At 62.7% G+C, this 17,567-nt stretch carries 12 protein-coding genes and 1 riboswitch; of the genes, 9 read left to right on the forward strand and 3 right to left on the reverse strand.

The window, feature by feature from the left end:
* The first annotated feature begins 45 nt into the window (after nt 1–45).
* The 5 genes from fbaA (at nt 46) to ilvC (ending at nt 6,555) form a co-directional block, all read left to right on the forward strand.
* Nucleotides 46–1,110 (forward strand): class II fructose-bisphosphate aldolase, encoded by a 1,065-nt coding sequence (fbaA, locus tag H3U89_RS03760; RefSeq protein WP_198178441.1) that lies wholly within the window; start codon nt 46–48, stop codon nt 1,108–1,110.
* A gap of 194 nt (nt 1,111–1,304) precedes the next feature.
* Nucleotides 1,305–2,606: an adenylosuccinate synthase gene (locus H3U89_RS03765; protein WP_045935936.1), complete on the forward strand. Its 1,302-nt coding sequence runs from the start codon at nt 1,305–1,307 to the stop codon at nt 2,604–2,606.
* A gap of 9 nt (nt 2,607–2,615) precedes the next feature.
* Nucleotides 2,616–3,584, forward strand: a complete 969-nt coding sequence (locus tag H3U89_RS03770) for an FAD:protein FMN transferase (RefSeq protein WP_198178440.1) — start codon at nt 2,616–2,618, stop codon at nt 3,582–3,584.
* Between the two features lie 399 nt (nt 3,585–3,983).
* Complete coding sequence (locus H3U89_RS03775; protein WP_195760154.1) at nt 3,984–5,240, forward strand: MFS transporter; 1,257 nt, start codon at nt 3,984–3,986, stop codon at nt 5,238–5,240.
* A gap of 265 nt (nt 5,241–5,505) precedes the next feature.
* Nucleotides 5,506–6,555 carry a ketol-acid reductoisomerase gene (gene ilvC, locus H3U89_RS03780; RefSeq protein WP_015022635.1) on the forward strand — a complete coding sequence of 350 codons (1,050 nt, stop codon included), beginning with the start codon at nt 5,506–5,508 and terminating at the stop codon, nt 6,553–6,555.
* Between the two features lie 306 nt (nt 6,556–6,861).
* Here the strand turns inward: ilvC and H3U89_RS03785 are convergent, their stop codons facing one another.
* The 3 genes from H3U89_RS03785 to H3U89_RS03795 form a co-directional block, all read right to left on the reverse strand.
* Nucleotides 6,862–8,367, reverse strand: coding sequence for an amino acid permease (locus H3U89_RS03785; RefSeq protein ID WP_198178439.1), 1,506 nt, complete (start codon nt 8,365–8,367; stop codon nt 6,862–6,864).
* Between the two features lie 204 nt (nt 8,368–8,571).
* Nucleotides 8,572–10,047 (reverse strand): amino acid permease, encoded by a 1,476-nt coding sequence (locus H3U89_RS03790; RefSeq protein ID WP_198178438.1) that lies wholly within the window; start codon nt 10,045–10,047, stop codon nt 8,572–8,574.
* 97 nt (nt 10,048–10,144) lie between these two features.
* Nucleotides 10,145–10,323, reverse strand: a riboswitch (Lysine riboswitch).
* Nucleotides 10,324–10,414: 91 nt separating this feature from the next.
* The gene (locus H3U89_RS03795; protein ID WP_198178437.1) at nt 10,415–11,875 is read right to left on the reverse strand and encodes an amino acid permease; all 1,461 of its coding nucleotides are present in this window, start codon (nt 11,873–11,875) and stop codon (nt 10,415–10,417) included.
* Nucleotides 11,876–12,204: 329 nt separating this feature from the next.
* Between H3U89_RS03795 and H3U89_RS03800 the strand changes: the two genes are divergently transcribed.
* From H3U89_RS03800 to H3U89_RS03815, 4 genes are all read left to right on the forward strand, one after another.
* On the forward strand, nt 12,205–13,671 hold the full coding sequence (locus H3U89_RS03800) for an amino acid permease (protein WP_415873551.1): 1,467 nt from the start codon (nt 12,205–12,207) through the stop codon (nt 13,669–13,671).
* A 159-nt stretch (nt 13,672–13,830) separates the two neighbouring features.
* On the forward strand, nt 13,831–15,645 hold the full coding sequence (locus H3U89_RS03805; RefSeq protein ID WP_198178435.1) for an FTR1 family iron permease: 1,815 nt from the start codon (nt 13,831–13,833) through the stop codon (nt 15,643–15,645).
* Nucleotides 15,642–16,265 (forward strand): iron transporter, encoded by a 624-nt coding sequence (locus H3U89_RS03810; protein WP_045935929.1) that lies wholly within the window; start codon nt 15,642–15,644, stop codon nt 16,263–16,265. The genes H3U89_RS03805 and H3U89_RS03810 overlap by 4 nt, the downstream gene beginning before the upstream one ends.
* A 13-nt stretch (nt 16,266–16,278) precedes the next feature.
* On the forward strand, nt 16,279–17,553 hold the full coding sequence (locus tag H3U89_RS03815) for a DUF2318 domain-containing protein (RefSeq protein ID WP_198178434.1): 1,275 nt from the start codon (nt 16,279–16,281) through the stop codon (nt 17,551–17,553).
* Nucleotides 17,554–17,567 lie beyond the last annotated feature (14 nt).

The following is a 17,567-nucleotide window of genomic DNA, read 5'->3' on the forward strand; positions in this document are numbered from 1 at the left end:
ACGGGTGGTCGGCCGCTTTTCCTCGCAACCGACGATAATGAGGGTATGACTTTAGCGACTCCTGAACGGTATGCGGCGATGCTCGATGCGGCCAGACGGGGGTCCTACGCCTTTCCCGCCATCAATGTGACCAGCACCCAGACCCTGAACGCGGCTCTGCAGGGGCTGGACGAGGCCCAGTCCGACGGGATTATCCAGGTCTCCGTGGGAGGTGCCGCCTACCTGTCCGGACAGCGCCTGGCCGACCGGGTGGCTGGTTCCATCGCCTTTGCCAAGTTCGCCCACGAGGTGATCGCCCGCTATCCGAGTATCACCGTGGCCCTGCATACGGACCACTGCGCCCCGCAATACCTGGACGAGTGGGTGCGTCCCCTGCTGGCCTACGAGAAGGATCAGGTGGCCCACGGTCAGGATCCACTCTTCCAGTCGCATATGTGGGACGGTTCCGGTCTGCCCCTGCGGGAAAATCTGGCTACGGCGGCGGAGCTGCTGGAGTTGTCCCGTGCCGCCCACACCGTTCTCGAAATCGAGGTAGGCGTTGTCGGCGGCGAGGAGGACGGTCACTCGGCTGCTATCGATCAGCGGCTCTATTCCTCGCCCGAGGACGGCCCCAGGGTGGTCGATGCCCTGGGTCTGGGCGAGCGCGGCCGCTACATGGTGGCCTTCACCTTCGGCAACGTGCACGGGTCCTACAAGCCTGGTGTAGTCAAGTTGAGGCCCGACCTGCTGGGGCAGATCCAGGCCAGGACCGCCAGAGCCATATCTAATGGAGAGGTCGGCGGCATCCCCGCCCCGGGCGCCCCTGCCGACAAGCCCTTCCTCCTGGTCTTCCACGGGGGCTCCGGCTCGCAGCCGGAGGAGATCGCCTCGGCCGTCGCTCATGGCGTGGTCAAGATGAATGTGGACACCGACACCCAGTACGCATTCACCAGGGCCGTGGCCGGGCACATGTTCGCCAACTACGACAAGGTCCTCAAGGTGGACGGGGAGGTCGGCGAAAAGAGTGAGTACGACCCCCGTTCCTGGGGGCGCCAGGCCGAGGACGGGATGGCGGCGCGCGTAGTCGAGGCCTGCCAGCAGCTGGGCAGCGCGGGACGGGCCATGAGATGACTGGAAATCCCCTGTCCGAATAGGGTCCTGCGGGCGGGGGAGCCGCGATCGGCTGCTGAGCCTGTCCGGGCCTTCTGATGCCTGGGTCGGTGCCTGGGTCGGTTCGCCTTCCGCTCCATACGTAGGGTTAGGCTCGTCTATGGATGGTCTGCCGTTGTTTCCTTGGATGGCGACCAGTGGATAAGGAGCATCGTATGCCTGGAATCGTGATCGTCGGGGCCCAGTGGGGCGACGAGGGCAAGGGCAAGGCAACGGATCTGATCGGCGAGCACATGGACTACGTCGCCAGGTTCAACGGGGGCAACAATGCCGGCCATACCGTGGTTGTGGGTGACCAGGAGTACGCCCTCCACCTTCTGCCCTCGGGGATTATTCACCCGGCCATCACCCCGGTCATCGGCAACGGCGTCGTGGTCGACCCGGCTGCCCTCTTCGAGGAGATCGATGGGCTCCAGTCCCGCGGCGTGGATTGCAGCCGGTTGAGGATCAGCGAGTCCGCGCACATCATCGCCCCCTATCATCGGACGCTGGACAAGGTGACCGAGCGTTTCCTGGGCAAGCATAAGATCGGCACGACAGGCCGTGGGATCGGCCCGGCCTACGCCGACAAGATCAACCGCGTAGGTATTCGCGTGCACGACCTGTTCAATGTCGACCACCTGCGCGACAAGGTGGAGGCCAGCCTGCACCAGAAGAACCAGATGCTGGTCAAACTCTACAACCGCCGGGCCATTGAGGTGGAGGCCACCGTTGAAGAGCTGGCAGGATACGCCGAGCGGCTCAAGCCCTACGTGGCCAATACCTCACTGATGCTCAACCAAGCCCTGGAACAGGGCAAGAACGTGCTTTTCGAGGGGGGGCAGGCCACCATGCTGGACGTGGACCATGGCACCTACCCCTTCGTCACCTCATCCAACTGCACGGCCGGAGGTGCCTGCACCGGCACAGGCGTGGGACCGACCAAGATAGATCGGGTGGTCGGCGTGGCCAAGGCCTATGTGACCCGCGTTGGCGAAGGGCCCTTCCCCACCGAGCTGGACAACGAGCAGGGCGAATGGCTGCGCCGTCAGGGCCACGAGTACGGGGTGACCACCGGCCGCTCCCGCCGCTGTGGCTGGTTCGATGCGCTGGTCAGCCGCTATGCAGTGCAGATCAACGGCCTGACCGACATCGTGCTGACCAAGCTGGATGTCCTCTCCGGCCTGGAGACCATCCCGGTCTGCGTGGGCTACGACATCACCCGGTCCGACGGCTCCCGTGTCAGAGTGGACCAGATGCCCGTTGACCAGGCCGAGTTCCAATCCGCCCAGCCGGTATACGAGGAGCTGCCAGGCTGGCGCGAGGACATCTCCGGCGCCAAGAGCTTCGAGGAGTTCCCGACCAAGGCCAAGGACTACATCCACCGTCTGGAGGATCTGTCCGGCTGCCGCATCTCGGCTGTGGGCTCAGGCCCGGGCCGTGACCAGATTGTGCAGATCCACTCCCTGATCGGCTGAGGAATCTCCATGGGTCTGCCCTGCCTGACCGCCTTCCCCGGGGCGGTCGGTACGGGAATCATCATCTCCACGAATCGGCCCTTGGGAGTACGGCTGCATGATGCCATTGCCGATCTGATCAAGGATTACGAGCGGGCCCTGTCACGGTTCAGGCAGGATGCCATACCTGCGCAAATGGTCCAGGCTACTCATGGGGGCAGGTTCGTCTTTCCTGACTACTGTCAGGGGCTCTTTGATCTGTATGACAGGCTGTATTCCGCCACCGACGGGGCCTTGGACCCCATGGTGGGCGAGGACCTGACCCGTCTGGGCTACGGCAGGCAGCCCACCTTCCGGCTGCAGGCCGACGCCGCCGGACATCTGGGACGGATCCATGGGCGACCGACCTGGGGTAATGACCTCAGACGTCAGGGTGCTGTCCTTATGACTGCCGGTCCGGTCAGCCTTGATTTCGGGGCGGTCGGCAAGGGCTATCTGGTGGATCTGATTGCCGACCTGCTCGAGCCCCGGGTCGAAGAGTATCTGATCGATGCCGGTGGCGACATGCGTATGCGGACCTCTCACCCGGTCTCCATCGCCATGGAGGATCCCGCTGACCTGTCTGCAGGCGTGGGCCGGGTCGGGCTGTCCCATGGGTCCCTGTGCGCCTCGGCGCCCAGTCGCCGCCATTGGGCCGACCGGTCCGAGGAGGCTGCGGCGGCCGGACTGACAGCCCTTCATCACATCCTGGATGCCATCAACGGCCGTCCGGTCGACCGCGTGCTGGCCTCCTGGGTAGTGACTGACGAGAAGAACAACGAACACCCCACGGGTCTGGCCGACGGTCTGGCCACCGCCCTCTTCCTGACGCCGCCGGATGCGCTGGCCACCCGGTTCTCCTTCTCCTGCGCACTGATGTATGCCGACCGCCAGGCCGTGATCTCCGACGAATTTCCGGGTCGGTTCTTCACTGACTCCAATAACCATCCGTCCACATAGTGGACCTGTCTCGTTGGACAAGCCGGTGCCAGGCCTATGGTCGGCACCAATGCGGATGTGCAGAGAACGCATCCGATTCGTGAATGATGAAGGGAGGTTCGCCGTGATGACCAGCTTGACAGACACCCGCCGATTCGGCACCGTGTCCGCACGAATTATTAGCCCGTCCTCACCGGCGGACTGACTCGACAATCTTCATTGTTCGACCCCGTCGGAAGGCAGGGCTGGACGCATAGGCTTCATCGCATCAGACCCTGCCAACAGCGGGGTTTTTCTATAAGGAGATGAGATGAAGTGACGGCAAACGACGTCAGTGTTGCTTCCCCGGCCTCGGCAGCCTCCGCGTCCGGCAGAACCCGTGTGACCCGCAGCTCGGTCCGCACAGTCATCGGGGCCTCCATGGTCGGCACGGCCATCGAGTTCTACGATTTCTACGCTTACGGGACGGCTTCGGCCAACTATTTCCCCAAGCTCTTCTTCCCCAAGACCGATCCGACCGTGGCCCTCCTGGCATCCCTGCTGACCTTCGCCATCGCTTTCATCGCGCGGCCCTTGGGATCCTTGATCTTCGGACACTTCGGGGACCGTCAGGGACGCAAGACCACACTGGTGGTCTCCCTGCTGACCATGGGCTGCTCCACGGTCCTGATCGGCGTCCTGCCCACCTACGCCACCTGGGGACTCTGGGCCGTGGTGGTCCTCTGTCTCTGCCGGTTCGTGCAAGGTATCGGCCTGGGTGGCGAGTGGTCCGGCGCGGCCCTGGTGGCCACCGAGAACGCCCCGGAAGGCAAGAGGGCCCTTTACGGCTCCTTCCCTGAGCTGGGTGCCCCAATCGGCTTCTTCCTGGCCAACGGGACCTACTTCCTGCTGGAGATGTTCTGCACCCCCGAGCAGATGCTGAGCTGGGGATGGCGTGTGCCCTTCCTGCTCTCCGCCATCCTGGTGGTCGTGGGCCTGGCTGTGCGCGTCTCCATGCAGGAGACTCCCATCTTCCAGATGGCCCTGGACCAGCAGAAGGTCGTCAAGACCCCGCTTCTGGAGGTCTTCCGCAAGAGCTGGCGCCAGGTGCTCCAGGCCACCTTCCTGGTCGCGGTCACCTACACACTCTTCTACACCTTGGCCACCTGGTCACTGGCTTACGGCACCAAGCCCAAGTCCCAGGGCGGCGGCGGACTGGGCTTCACCAACCAGGAGTACCTGCTGATGCTCATGGTCTCCATCCTGGTCTTCGCCCTCTTCATCGTGCTGGCCTGCGTCTATGCGGACCGCATAGGCCGTCGCCGGGTGCTGATCGGCAGCTCCGTTATGCTGGTGGTCTTCAGCCTGGTCTTCCCCTACCTGCTCATGGCCCATCACAACACTTTCCAGGTCATGGTCTTCCTCTGCGTCGGATTCGCCCTGATGGGCATCGCCTTCGGGCCCATCGGCGCCTTCCTGCCGGAGCTCTTCGACGCCAACGTGCGCTACTCGGGTTCCGGCATCGGCTACAACTTGGCGGCCATCGTGGGTGCGGCCTTCGTGCCTACCATCGCCACCTGGCTCTCCTCCCACTGGGGAGTGCGCTCGGTCGGGCTCTACCTGGCCGTTATGGCGGTCTGCTGCCTGGTGGCAGTGCTGACCTGCCACGAAACCAAGGATGTGGACTTCACCAAGTAAGCCCTGGATGCATCCCGCCGGTCGGTTCCTCGAATCGCGCCGGTGTCCAAACAACGAATTGCGGACAGTCCATCTGGCCATATCACGAGTATGGTTGGAGGCATACCGTATCCACAGGGTACGGATCGGGGTCAAGGACAAAATCCGTCGCCCCGGTCGAAAGAGCATCGTCCGCCTGGAACAACGACAGGAATTCACAGTATTTTGCGTTCCCCGGCCTGGATAGAGCCGGTCCGGTTGGACCGCACATAAAGGAGTGTAAATAATGGCAGCACAGATCTGGTATGAGAAGGATGGGGACCTTTCGGTTCTGGATGGCAAGAAGGTGGCCATCATCGGCTACGGTTCCCAGGGACATGCTCATGCGCTGAACCTGCGTGATTCCGGTGTGGACGTTGTGGTCGGCCTGCGTGCCAACTCCAAGTCGGTGCCCTTCGCCAAGGAGCAGGGCCTGGAGGTCAAGACCGTGCCCGAGGCCACCAAGGAGGCCGACATCGTCATGATCCTGGCCCCCGACCAGTACCAGCGCAACATCTGGCGGGACGACATCGAGCCCAATATCAAGGAGGGCGCGGCAGTCGCCTTCGCCCACGGGTTCAACATCCATTACGGCTACATCAAGCCCAGCGCCGACCACCCGGTCTTCATGGTCGCCCCCAAGGGCCCGGGCCATATCGTCCGTCGTGAGTATGTCGCTGGCCGTGGCGTGCCCGTGGTCGTGGCCGTGGAGCAGGATCCGCGTGGCGACGCCTGGGACATCACCCTGGCCTACGCCAAGGCTCTGGGCGCCCTGCGCGCCGGCGCCATCAAGACCACCTTCAAGGAAGAGACCGAGACCGACCTCTTCGGCGAGCAGGATGTGCTCATGGGTGGCGTCAACCACCTGGTCGAGGCCGGCTTCGAGGTGCTGACCGAGGCTGGCTATCAGCCCGAGATCGCCTACTTCGAGGTCTGCCACGAGCTCAAGATGCTGGTCGACCTGATGAATGAGGGCGGCCTGAACAAGGCCCGTTGGTCCTGCTCCGACACCGCTCAGTACGGTGATTTCACCTCCACCGTGGTGGACGAGTCCACCAAGGACAGGATGCGTCACCAGCTGCAGCGCATTCAGGACGGCTCCTTCGCCAAGGAGTTCATTGACGATCAGGATGCCGGCGCCCCCAAGTTCAAGGAGCTCCAGGAGAAGTACTCTCACGAGAAGATCGAGGAGGTCGGCCCCAAGCTGCGCGCCATGTTCTCTTGGAACAAGGACGTCAAGGACGCTGACGAGGCCCAGTCCTTCACCGGCAAGATTGCCCGTTCCCAGGTGCAGTGACCTGTAGGCTCTGTCGGGAGGACCCTGCCCAGTCCGACTGACCATTCAGCAGATGGCCGTTCCCTCATCCGGATGCAACACCGGTGACGGAACGGCCATTTTGTTATCGTGACCTGATGTCCACGTTTCAATCATGCGGTCAGATTGTTTCACCGAACGGATCGATTACGTGGATGTGTGAAATTTTCAAGTGCCGGAGGATATTTAGTGGTGCCCCCATCCAGATGGTCAATTCCACCTGGGTGGGGGCACCGTTTGTTATAGAGGACTGGCCTTTCTGCAAGGGTGTCCGCTGAACCTACAGCTTCAGCGGGCGGATTCGGCGCCGGACACGTCCATGTCCTTGAGGCGCACGATCTTGGTGTGGTTGACGAACTTGAAGCCCAGGTAGAGGACCAGGACCAGGACCACGCTGAAGTAGGTCATGGCCATGTGTGACCAGTTCAGGCTGAGCAGGGAGGGGATGTCCTGTCCGGCGATGACGACGACGCAGAGCACCATGGCCAGGACCGGGCCGAACGGATAGAGCTTGGAGTGGTACTTGAGCTCGTTCAGGTCGTGCCCCTGGAGTTTGAAGGCCCTCCGGAAGCGGAAGTGGCTCAGGGCGATGCCGATCCAGGCGATGAACCCGGTCAGTCCGGTGGCGGTCACCAGCCACATGTAGAAGGACTGGCCGAAGATGCTGGAGGCGAAGGTGGCCAGGGACATGCAGACCGTGGCTACCAGGGCCGCCAGGGGGATGCCCCTCTTGGTGGTCCTGGCGAAGATGGCCGGAGCATAGTGGTCCTTGGCCAGTCCGTAGAGCATGCGGCTGGAGGCGTAGGCCCCGGTGTTGACGGCCGAGAGGATGGATGTCAGCACCACCGCGTTCATGACGCTGGCCGCCGAGGCCAGGCCGGCCCGCTGGAAGACCAGGGTGAATGGCGACATGGCGATGTTCCCGTCAGAGGCTCCCAGGAGGTTGGGGCTGGTGTAGGGGATCAGGGCGGCGATGACGAAGATGGACAGCACATAGAAGAGCAGGATCCGCCAGAAGACGTCATTGATGGCCTTGGGAACCGCCTTGCCGGGGTTTTCGGATTCCCCGGCGGTTACGCCCACCACCTCGGTGCCCTGGAAGGAGTAGCCGGCGATCAGGAAGACGCTCATGATGGCCGGGAAGCCTCCCACGAAGGGGGCGTCCTTGTAGGTGAAGTTCTTCAGGCCGACCGCCGGCTGGAACATGATTCCGCAGATCATGGCCATGCCGATGACCAGGAAGACGATGATGGTGGCCACCTTGATCAGGGAGAGCCAGAATTCCGTCTCGCCGAATGCGGAGACCGTCAGGGCGTTGATCAGGAAGACGATGACCAGGACCAGCAGGCTCCAGATCCATCCTGGGGTATGGGGCAGCCAGTACTGGATCAGCAGTGCGGCGGTGGAGATGTCCACGGCACCCGAGATGGTCCAGTTCAGCCAGTAGTCCCAGCCCATGGCGAATCCCAGGGCCGGATCCACGTAGCGGGCGCTGTAGGCGGCGAAGGATCCCGATACAGGCAGGTGGGTGGCCAGCTCGCCCAGACTGGTCATCAGAAAGTAGACCATGACGCCCATGGCGATGTAGGCCAGGAGTCCTCCGCCGGGGCCGGCTGTGGAGATGGTGGAACCGGAGGTCATGAACAGTCCGGTGCCGATGCAGCCGCCCAGGGCGATCATGGAAATGTGGCGGGTCTTGAGGTTGCGCTTGACGCTGCCGTAGCCATGATGCTCTTGCCCGGCCCGGTCGGATTGATTGGTGTTCGACGCTGCATTGCTGGTGTTCCGCGTCATGATCCTCCTCCTTTTGGCTGGGCGACGCACCGGGGAATCCGGGGTCGTACTGATATTGCGATTCCTGATATGCCGGCTGGATGCCGGAATAGATTCATATGGCCGGGTCCTTGAGCCGATCCTCGAACGCTTAGGGAGTCTATGCCATTGATATGGCCTTGCGGCCCCCGTGGTCACAATGTGTCATGTTAGCTGGCAAATCTTTCATGGCGATTCCGGATCCCCGCTCAAATCCATGGCCTCCAAGGGCACGATCCGGGTATGGTAGTGGATCTTGTAGCCCAGATAGAGCGCAAGTACCAGGGGCACGCTGATGTAGGTGACGCCGATCTCCTGCCAGTTCCAGTTGACGAAGGCCTCGATGTTCTGCCCGCCGATGACGATGATGCATAGGACCAGAGCCAGGATGGGCCCCAGGGGGAAGAGCTTGGCATGGTAGCGCAGCTCTTCAACTCGGTGGCCCTGGACCACCCAGGCGCGGCGGAAGCGATAGTGGCTCAGGGCGATGCCGATCCAGACGATGAATCCTGTCAGTCCAGAGGCGGCCACCAGCCACATGTAGATGCGCTGGCCGAAGATGCTGGCGGCGAAGGTGGCCAGGGAGACCACCAGGGTGGCGACCAGCGAGGCCATGGGGATGCCGTGACGGGTGGTGTGTCCGAAGAAGGCCGGGGCGTAATGGTCCTTGGCAAGGGCGTAGAGCATCCGGGTTGAGGCGTATACCCCCGAGTTGGCGGACGAGAGGACCGAGGTCAGGATGATGGCGTTCATGACGCTGGCTGCCGAGGCCAGGCCCGCCCGCTGGAATACCAGGGTGAAGGGCGACATGGCTATGTCCCCCTGGGCGGAGCTGAGCAGGTTGGGGCTGGTGTAGGGAATCAGGGCTGCGATGACGAAAATGGACAGAATATAAAAGAGCAGGATCCTCCAGAAGACATCGTTTATGGCCTTGGGGACCGCCTTGCCGGGGTTTTCGGACTCGCCTGCCGTGACCCCGATCAGCTCGGTGCCCTGGAAGGAGAAGCCTGCAATCAGAAAGACGTTGAGAATGGCGGGAAAGCCGCCCACGAAGGGGGCGTCCTTGTAGGTGAAGTTGCCCAGGCCCACGGCCGGGCGGAACATAATGCCGCAGATCATGGCCAGACCGATGACCAGGAAGACAATCACCGTCACCACCTTGATCAGGGAGAGCCAGAACTCGGTCTCGCCAAAGGTGGACACGGTCAGGGCGTTGATCAGGAAGATGACCACCAGGACCAGGAGGCTCCAGACCCAGCCTGGGGTGTGGGGCAGCCAGTACTGGATCAGCAGGGCGGCGGTGGAGATGTCCACAGCCACGGTGATGGCCCAGTTCAGCCAGTAGTTCCAGCCCATGGCGAAGCCCAGTGCCGGATCCACATAGCGGGCGTTGTAGGCGGCGAAGGAGCCGGAGGTGGGCAGGTGGGTGGCCAGCTCGCCCAGGCTGGTCATCAGGAAGTAGACCATGAGGCCCATGGCCGCGTAGGCCACCAGCGCGCCTCCCGGTCCGGCCTTGGCGATGGTGGAGCCGGAGGTCATGAACAGTCCGGTGCCGATGCAGCCGCCCAGGGCGATCATGGTGACGTGGCGGGTCTTGAGGTTGCGTTGAACCCGGTCGGTGGATGCGGAGGGACTGGCCTTTCCGCCCTGCCTGGTCGCCATGACTGCTCTTCTCCTCGAACTGACCTGAGAGCCCTATGACAACGGTTCCGGCCGGTTCCGCTCAGGCGGAATCCAGACGTATTGCCTTGTCCGTGACACTGCACATAGCGCTCCGCAACATGGGGTTGCGACAGTCCCGGACCTGTTCGACCCGGGCCCAACGGGACGGATGGGCGGATCCGCACCGTTTCGGCCGGACCTCCTTTCGCCGGGAGTGGGCGACACCGCACTGTCTGCTCCCGGTTACTGATAGGTTCGGCGACCTCTTCAGTGGCTTTGCAATTATGGGCCAGCATAGAGGGATTCTCAGACAAGGCAACGCGGCTTTCCTGTCTCCGATGGCGGTTGGCGGGTTCCGCTTATATCGCTACTGCGCTCGCCGCTGGGTCAGCTGGTAGGCCACCAGGAGGACGATCAGCCAGATGGGCCCGGCGATGACGGCCACCCGGTAGCTGGACGAGAAGCACATGAGCACCACGATCATGGCCAGGAAGGCCAGGACCGCCCAGGGGGTCACCCGGGCAAAGGGCAGCTTGAAGTGCAGGGTGTCCAGGGCGCTTTCGCCGGTCTTGCCCGCCAGGTCGCCGGGGCCCTCACCGCGGGCAACAGCTCGCCGGAAGAGCATCTCGGTCACCATGATCATGGACCAGTTGATGATTGCCGAGATTGTGGCGATGCTCATCAGATAGTTGAAGGCGAACTGCGGCCAGAGGAAGACCACGACCACGGCCAGGGCGATGATGCAGGCCGAGGTCAGCACTCCCGCGTAGGGCACGCCGCCCTTGGAAAGCCTCCCCAGATACTTGGGGGCATTGCCCTGCCGGGCCAGGGAGAAGAGCATGCGGGAGTTGGAGTAGAGGGCCGAATTGTAGACGCTCATGACTGCGGTCAGGCAGACGAAGTTGAGGATGCCTGCGGCCGCGTGGACCCCCACCGAGTCGAAGATCTGGACGAAGGGGCTGACGACCATGCCTTGCGCATTGGGCTTGCCGATGGCATTCCAGGGAACCACGGCCATGATCACCCCAAGTGTCAGGATGTAGAAGACCAGGATCCTCCAGATGATGGCGTTGGTGGCCTTGGGGATGGTCCGACGGGGATCGGAGGCCTCCCCGGCGGTGATGCCGATGAGTTCCGTGCCGCCGAAGCTGAACATGACCACCGCCAGCGACATAAGCAGACCGGTCCACTGGCCATTGGCCCCGTGACGCACGAGTCCGTTGGGCAGGAACCCGCCGCCTACGGTGAACCAGTTGGCGAAGGAGGCCCGCAGTCCGTTGGCCGTGGGCAGGGCCATGACCACGACGGCCAAGCCGCCGATGATCATGGCGACGATGGCTGCGATCTTGATGATGGCGAACCAGAACTCGAACTCGCCGAACTTGCTGACTCCCATCAGATTGGCTGCCGTGATGGCCACCAGGAAGAAGGCCGCGGAGACCCAGGCGGGGATTGCCGGGAACCAGAAGTTGACGAAGGTGCCCACCACGGACAGTTCGACCATGGATACCAGCACGTAGTTCATCCAGTAGTTCCACCCCGAAACGAACCCTGCCCGCTTGGACCAGTAGCGGGTGGCGTAGTAGCTGAAAGCGCCGGACTTGGGGTCTTCCACGCTCATTTCGCTCATGGCCCTGACGATCATGAAGATGGCCAGACCGCCTATCAGATAGGCGATGATGATGGCCGGCCCAGCCAATGAGATGGATTCCCCGGACCCGTAGAAGAGTCCCGTTCCGATGGCGCCGCCCAGCGAGATGAGCTGGATATGCCTGTTCTTCAGGGTCTTGCGCAGGTTCTTGCCCTGCGACTCCTTGGGTTGATCCATGGGGATGTCATTCCTTAGGTGGTGGTAGTGGCCAGCTGAATGTTGCCGACTGACAGGGCCAACACTATAGGAGCCGACCCGAGCCGGATGACCATGCCTTTACATTGTGGAATAAAGGCGTCCGCCATGTGAGACGGTAAATTCACCGAATGATGACCGCCGGGCCCTACCATGGGCGTCGGTGCCTGCCGTCCGCTCCCGGTTATCGACACCTCTGTGGTATTGCTGACCTACCGGCCTCGATGGGGCATCCCTACCTGGACGGCGATGATTAATGGGTTGTGAAGACAAGGAGGTGCAGTCGCATGAACCGTATGGGCAATGGCCCTTTGGCGCAGCAGAATCAAGGTGACGGCACCTCGGCAGGCGACGGCATGGAACGCGGTCTGAGCAATCGTCATGTGCAGTTCATCGCCATCGGCGGCACCATCGGCACCGGGCTTTTCCTGGGGTCGGGCAAGTCCATTGCCCTGACCGGGCCCTCCATAATCCTGGTCTACATCGGCGTCGGCGTAATCATGTACCTGCTCATGCGGGCCATTGGCGAGCTCATGTATCGCAGCCCCGTCCAGCACACCTTCATCGCTTTCATCAGCCGCTACCTGGGCCAGGGGTGGGGGTCTTTCGCCGGTTGGTCCTACTGGATCGTGCTCATCCTGATCGGCATGTCCGAGCTGACCGCCGTGGGCACCTACTTCGTCACCTTCTTCGGCACCTTCGGCATCGATCTGAGCGCCTGGCGGGGTCTGATCGAGCTCTGCTTCCTGACGGCCATGGTGTGCATCAACCTGATTGCCGTGAGGGTCTTCGGGGAGACCGAGTTCTGGTTCTCCATGATCAAGATCACCCTGATTCTGGCCATGATCGTCACGGCTGTGGTCATGGTCATCACGGGCTTCCACTATCCGGCCGTCCGTATGCCCGGACAGGATCGGATCAGCCCGGCCGGGCATGCCGGTCTGGACAACATCACCACCGGCCTGAGCCTGGCGCCCAACGGGTGGATGGCCTTCTTCATGAGCTTCCAGATGGTCTTCTTCGCCTACGAGATGATCGAATTCGTGGGGGTGACCGTCTCCGAGACCCAGAATCCCCGCAAGGTCCTGCCCAAGGCCATCAACCAGATCATCCTGAGGGTGCTGATCTTCTACGTGGGCGCCCTGGTCGCCATCATGCTGATCGTGCCCTGGCGCTCCTTCCGCCCCAACGCCGACGGCAGCTTCACCTCGCCATTCGTCATGGTCTTCCGTTACGCCGGTGTCGACTGGGCGGCCGCTCTGGTCTTCTTCGTGGTCATCACGGCAGCCAGCTCCTCTCTGAACTCCCTGCTCTACTCCGCCGGCCGCAACCTCTTCCAGCTGGCCGCCGCCGGCCGCTCTCCTGTGATGCGCAGCCTGCACACAATCTCACGCCGCGGCAAGGTGCCCGCCCGGGCCATCGTCCTGTCCGGAGTGCTGATCCTCTTATCCCCGGTGTTGCATCTGCTGCCAGGCTTCGAAGACACCTTCGTCCTGTTCACCTCCTGCTCCAGCGCGGTCATCATCTTCATCTACATCCTGACCCTGCTCGCCCACCGTCGCTACCGGACCAGCAAGGATTTCATGCCCGATGGGTTCATCATGCCGGCCTACCGGGTGACCGGGGCCGTTGCCATCGCCTTCTTCGTCCTGATTTATCTCTCGCTCTTCCTGGCTCCCGACACCCGGTATCCAGCCATACTGGGATTGGTCTGGCTGCTGGTATTCGGCGGCATCTGCCTGTGGAAGCATAAGGGTGAGCCGTTGTCGGTCGACTGACCATCTGCGGGCGCGGGCGCATTATATGGCTTCAAAACGGTATAAACAAGTCTGTTTTTCCACTTGTGCCTGAGCTAGATTGATTTTCAGTAATTGTCAAATCGGCCTTCGTTTCTCGCAGGTTCGATTACGAGGGACTGACGAAGGAGATCATCACCCATGGTTGCACAGGTCGGCAGGACACGAGTGGCCAGGACCGCTGGCTCCCTGCTCTCATGCCTGCTGCTGACCCTGATATTCCTGGTCCTGCAGACCCCGCAGTCGGCCATGGCGGCGAGCGGAGCCACGGATTATGACAGCTGGACCCAGGTGGCTGGTTCCGTATCCCGTCAGCTGGATCAAGGGTGTGAGGATTATGCCCGCGGGGATCGCGCCGGGGCGGCCTCGGAATTCATGGGGGCCTACAACGTAGGTTACGTGGGCTCCGGATTCGTTTCGGTGGTGGGGTCGACCCTGGGGCAGGACAGGCGCAACGCCTTGGACGGGCAGTTCCAGGCCCTGCAGAATCAGGCCTATGCCCCGGATGCCGGGCAGGCCCTGACCCAGGGCAGCGAAAAGCTCAAGGCCGATCTGGCTGCTGCGGCCATCCAGCTGGATGCCACCCAGGGGCTGGCCAATCCCCGTGCCTACGCCAAGACCCAGCAGGAGCAGATCAAGGCGGATCGTCGACGGCTGGACGCAGCCAAGAAGCATCGGAACACCGGCAAGGGCGACCGGACCTGGACCCAGGTGGCCCACGAGATGACGCCCATTCTGGATCAGGCGCTCGCCCAGGCTTCCAAGGGGCAGGGCCAGGCGGGATCCGACCTGGTCAACAAGGCCTACTACCAGTATTACGAAAAGCTGGGCTTCGAGAAGAACGTCATGAACGCCATCAGTGGCAACAGGGTCTCTCAGGTGGAATACCAGTTCAAGGAGACCCGGATGGCCATGGTGGCGGGTAAGCCGGCCAAGACCCTGGTGAACGACCTGAAGAGCATGCTGGTCGAGGACGCAGCCATTCTGGACGGGGGCGCCGCAGACCAGGTCAATGGGTGGACGTCCTTCCTGACTTCCGCCTTCGGCCAGGCTTTCGTGGTTCTGCTGCGGGAGGGTCTGGAGGCCATCCTGGTGGTGGCGGCCATCATCGCCTACCTGGTCAAGGCCGGCCATAAAGACAAGGTTCGGCACATCTACTGGGGCATTGCGGCAGGTCTGGTGGCCAGCGGGCTGGTGGCCCTGCTCTTCACCCTGCTCTTCAACGGGAACGGTCCCCAGCAGGAGATCCTGGAGGGCGTGGTGGCCCTGGTAGCCATGCTCATGCTGCTCTACACCAGCAACTGGATGTTGTCCAAGTCCTCTGTGGAATCCTGGAACCACTACATTCAAAGCCGGACGGTGGCGGCCATCTCGAAGGGCAGCGTGATCTCCCTGGCTCTGCTCTCCTTCCTGGCGGTCTTCCGGGAGGGGGCTGAGACGGTCATGTTCTACCAGGCCATCTTCGCCATGGCCCCTGGTGGCAGACGGGAGATCTGGACCGGTTTTGCGGCTGCCGCCGTGGTCCTGGTCATCGTCTTCGTGCTCATCCGCTTCACCTCGGTCAAGATTCCCATCCGGCCCTTCTTCATCATCACCAGCCTGCTCATGGCGGTCATGGTGGTCATCTTCGCCGGGGGCGGCGTCCATGCCCTGATCGAGGGCGACCTGGTGCCGGCCACCTACCTGCCCGGTGTGCCCACCAGCGACTGGATCGGGCTGTATCCCTACACGCAGACCATCGGCGCCCAGATCCTGGCGGCCCTGGTCGTGGTCGTGCTGGCAATTGTGTCGACCCACCGCCTGCACAAGCAGGAGCGGTCGCGGTCGAATCAGGACTCCGGCGGGTCCTTGTCGGCAGCCGTCAATCAGACGGCAACCGATCAGGCCGCCGAAGGGGCTGTGCCCTCTGAGGTCACGGCATCCATGCAAACACCAAAGAGCGAAGGACAATCATGAAGAAGAGACAATTGACCGCCCTGGTCGCGATCGTGCTCTCGGGCACCCTGGCCCTGGCGGGGTGCGGCTCCGGCGGATCGGGTACCCGTGAGGCCCCCGCGCCTGAGGCTTCCGGCGCCTCCCAGTCCTCGGCGGGCAAGGGAGCCGGGTTCGAGGAGATTCCCATCCCGCCCGACGACCAGCAGAAGGGCCCCCTGAACATCGGCACGGTCTTCTTCCAGCCCATCGACATGGAGCCTGCATCTATGGGCTTGAAGGCGGCGGATGCCAGCCTGCATCTGGAGGCTGATATCCACGCCCTGCCCAACAACAACCTGGGCTATGCCAAGGGCGAGTTCGTTCCGGATCTGACCGTCAACTACACCATCCAGAACAAGGATGACCCCAATGACAAGCAGTCCGGCACCTTCATGCAGATGAATGCCTCGGATGGTCCGCATTACGGAGCCAACATCAAAATGGAGAAGGCCGGATCCTACAAGCTGACCTATTCCATCGACTCCCCGGAGAAGAAGGGTTGGATGCTGCACGTCGACCCGGAGACCGGCGTGAAGGGACACTTCTGGACCGAGCCCATCGTGGTCAGCTGGGACTGGGACTACACGCCCCACCAGTGGTAAGCTGCTATGCACCATGCTTGAGCAATTTGTCACGGTCTTGCCGGGGACGCTGGCCCCGGCCCTCCTGGTCATGGTTTTCAGCGTGCTTCTGGGGATTGGCGAGGGCCGCGATCGGCCTCGTTCCTCCTCATGGCGACTGATTGGCCTGGGGGTCGGCGTGCTGGGGGCGCTGGTCTTCGCCCTCCTGCGCGCCACCGTGATCATCAACCGCCGGACCATGGTCAACTACCCGACCCTGGTAGCCTGCGTTCTGACCGATCTGGCGGCCATTGCGGTGGTGCTGGCCGCCGACCGGCTGGTCTCGGACTGGCATCGGCACCCCTGGGTCATGGATCTGGCCAACGCCCTGGCGGCCCTGGCCATAGCCCTGACCACCTTCCGTGCCCTGCCTGATGTCATCCTGCAGCTTACGGCCTTTGTGGAGCCGGGGGAGCCTGTGCTGACCTCGGCCATGCTCCTGCGGGCCCTGGGTTTCCTGCTTGGTCTGGCCGCCGCTGTGACGGTGGCTGCCATTCTGAGGACCATGCATACCTCCTGCCCCCGGATAGCCTTCCGCCTGGCCGCCCTGCTCATGGTGGTCCTGCTGCTGGTCCGGCACATCGTGGCCCTGGTGGCCCTGATGCAGACCACCGGCCTGGTTCTTCTGCACGGCTGGGCCTTCCGGGTCATGGCCCTGGGTTACAACGCCGACCTGACCTTGGTTCTTGCCCAGGTGCTGGTCTTCATCATTCCAGTCCTGGCCTGTCTGATTGCAGGCTGGCGCATGCCGGTGACCGGAGCCTCCACAGCGGAAGACCGTAGCCACCGGGCCTTCCGCCGAAGGGCCCTGGCATCGGCGGTCTGGAGCCTGGTGGCCATGATCGGCGTCACCCTGGCCCTGACGGTGGGAACGGCCCAGGCCCACAAGGTGCCCGTGCTTTCACCTCCGGAGCGGTATTCCCTGACTGCCGATACGGCCACCATCCGCTTCTCCCAGGTGGAGGATGGCCACCTTCATCGATTCAGCTACCGGGCCAAGGACGGCACCGAGATGCGCTTTATCATCATCCGCAAGAATGGCGCAGCCTACGGAGTCGGGCTGGATGCCTGCGATAACTGCGGGGATGCAGGCTATTACGAAAAAGACGGCAAGATCATCTGCAAGAAGTGCGACGTAGCCATCAACCTGGCCACCATAGGGTTCAAGGGCGGCTGCAATCCCGTCCCTCTGCCCTATAAGACCGGTCGGGGCGCGATACTGATCAGCACCGCCGATCTGGATGCTCTGTCTTCGCACTTCAAGAGCTAAGAGAGGGAAGGAGC

Source organism: Bifidobacterium sp. W8104, from assembly GCF_016100735.1.
GTDB classification, from domain to species: Bacteria; Actinomycetota; Actinomycetes; order Actinomycetales; family Bifidobacteriaceae; genus Bombiscardovia; species Bombiscardovia choladohabitans.

Bases quoted from the DNA above. Each gene is read 5' to 3' on its own strand.
- fbaA (WP_198178441.1), top strand. From the start codon at position 46: ATGACTTTAGCGACTCCTGAACGGTATGCGGCGATGCTCGATGCGGCC.
- H3U89_RS03765 (WP_045935936.1), top strand. From the start codon at position 1,305: ATGCCTGGAATCGTGATCGTCGGGGCCCAGTGGGGCGACGAGGGCAAG.
- H3U89_RS03770 (WP_198178440.1), top strand. From the start codon at position 2,616: ATGGGTCTGCCCTGCCTGACCGCCTTCCCCGGGGCGGTCGGTACGGGA.
- H3U89_RS03775 (WP_195760154.1), top strand. From the start codon at position 3,984: ATGGTCGGCACGGCCATCGAGTTCTACGATTTCTACGCTTACGGGACG.
- ilvC (WP_015022635.1), top strand. From the start codon at position 5,506: ATGGCAGCACAGATCTGGTATGAGAAGGATGGGGACCTTTCGGTTCTG.
- H3U89_RS03785 (WP_198178439.1), bottom strand. From the start codon at position 8,367: ATGACGCGGAACACCAGCAATGCAGCGTCGAACACCAATCAATCCGAC.
- H3U89_RS03790 (WP_198178438.1), bottom strand. From the start codon at position 10,047: ATGGCGACCAGGCAGGGCGGAAAGGCCAGTCCCTCCGCATCCACCGAC.
- H3U89_RS03795 (WP_198178437.1), bottom strand. From the start codon at position 11,875: ATGGATCAACCCAAGGAGTCGCAGGGCAAGAACCTGCGCAAGACCCTG.
- H3U89_RS03805 (WP_198178435.1), top strand. From the start codon at position 13,831: ATGGTTGCACAGGTCGGCAGGACACGAGTGGCCAGGACCGCTGGCTCC.
- H3U89_RS03810 (WP_045935929.1), top strand. From the start codon at position 15,642: ATGAAGAAGAGACAATTGACCGCCCTGGTCGCGATCGTGCTCTCGGGC.
- H3U89_RS03815 (WP_198178434.1), top strand. From the start codon at position 16,279: ATGCTTGAGCAATTTGTCACGGTCTTGCCGGGGACGCTGGCCCCGGCC.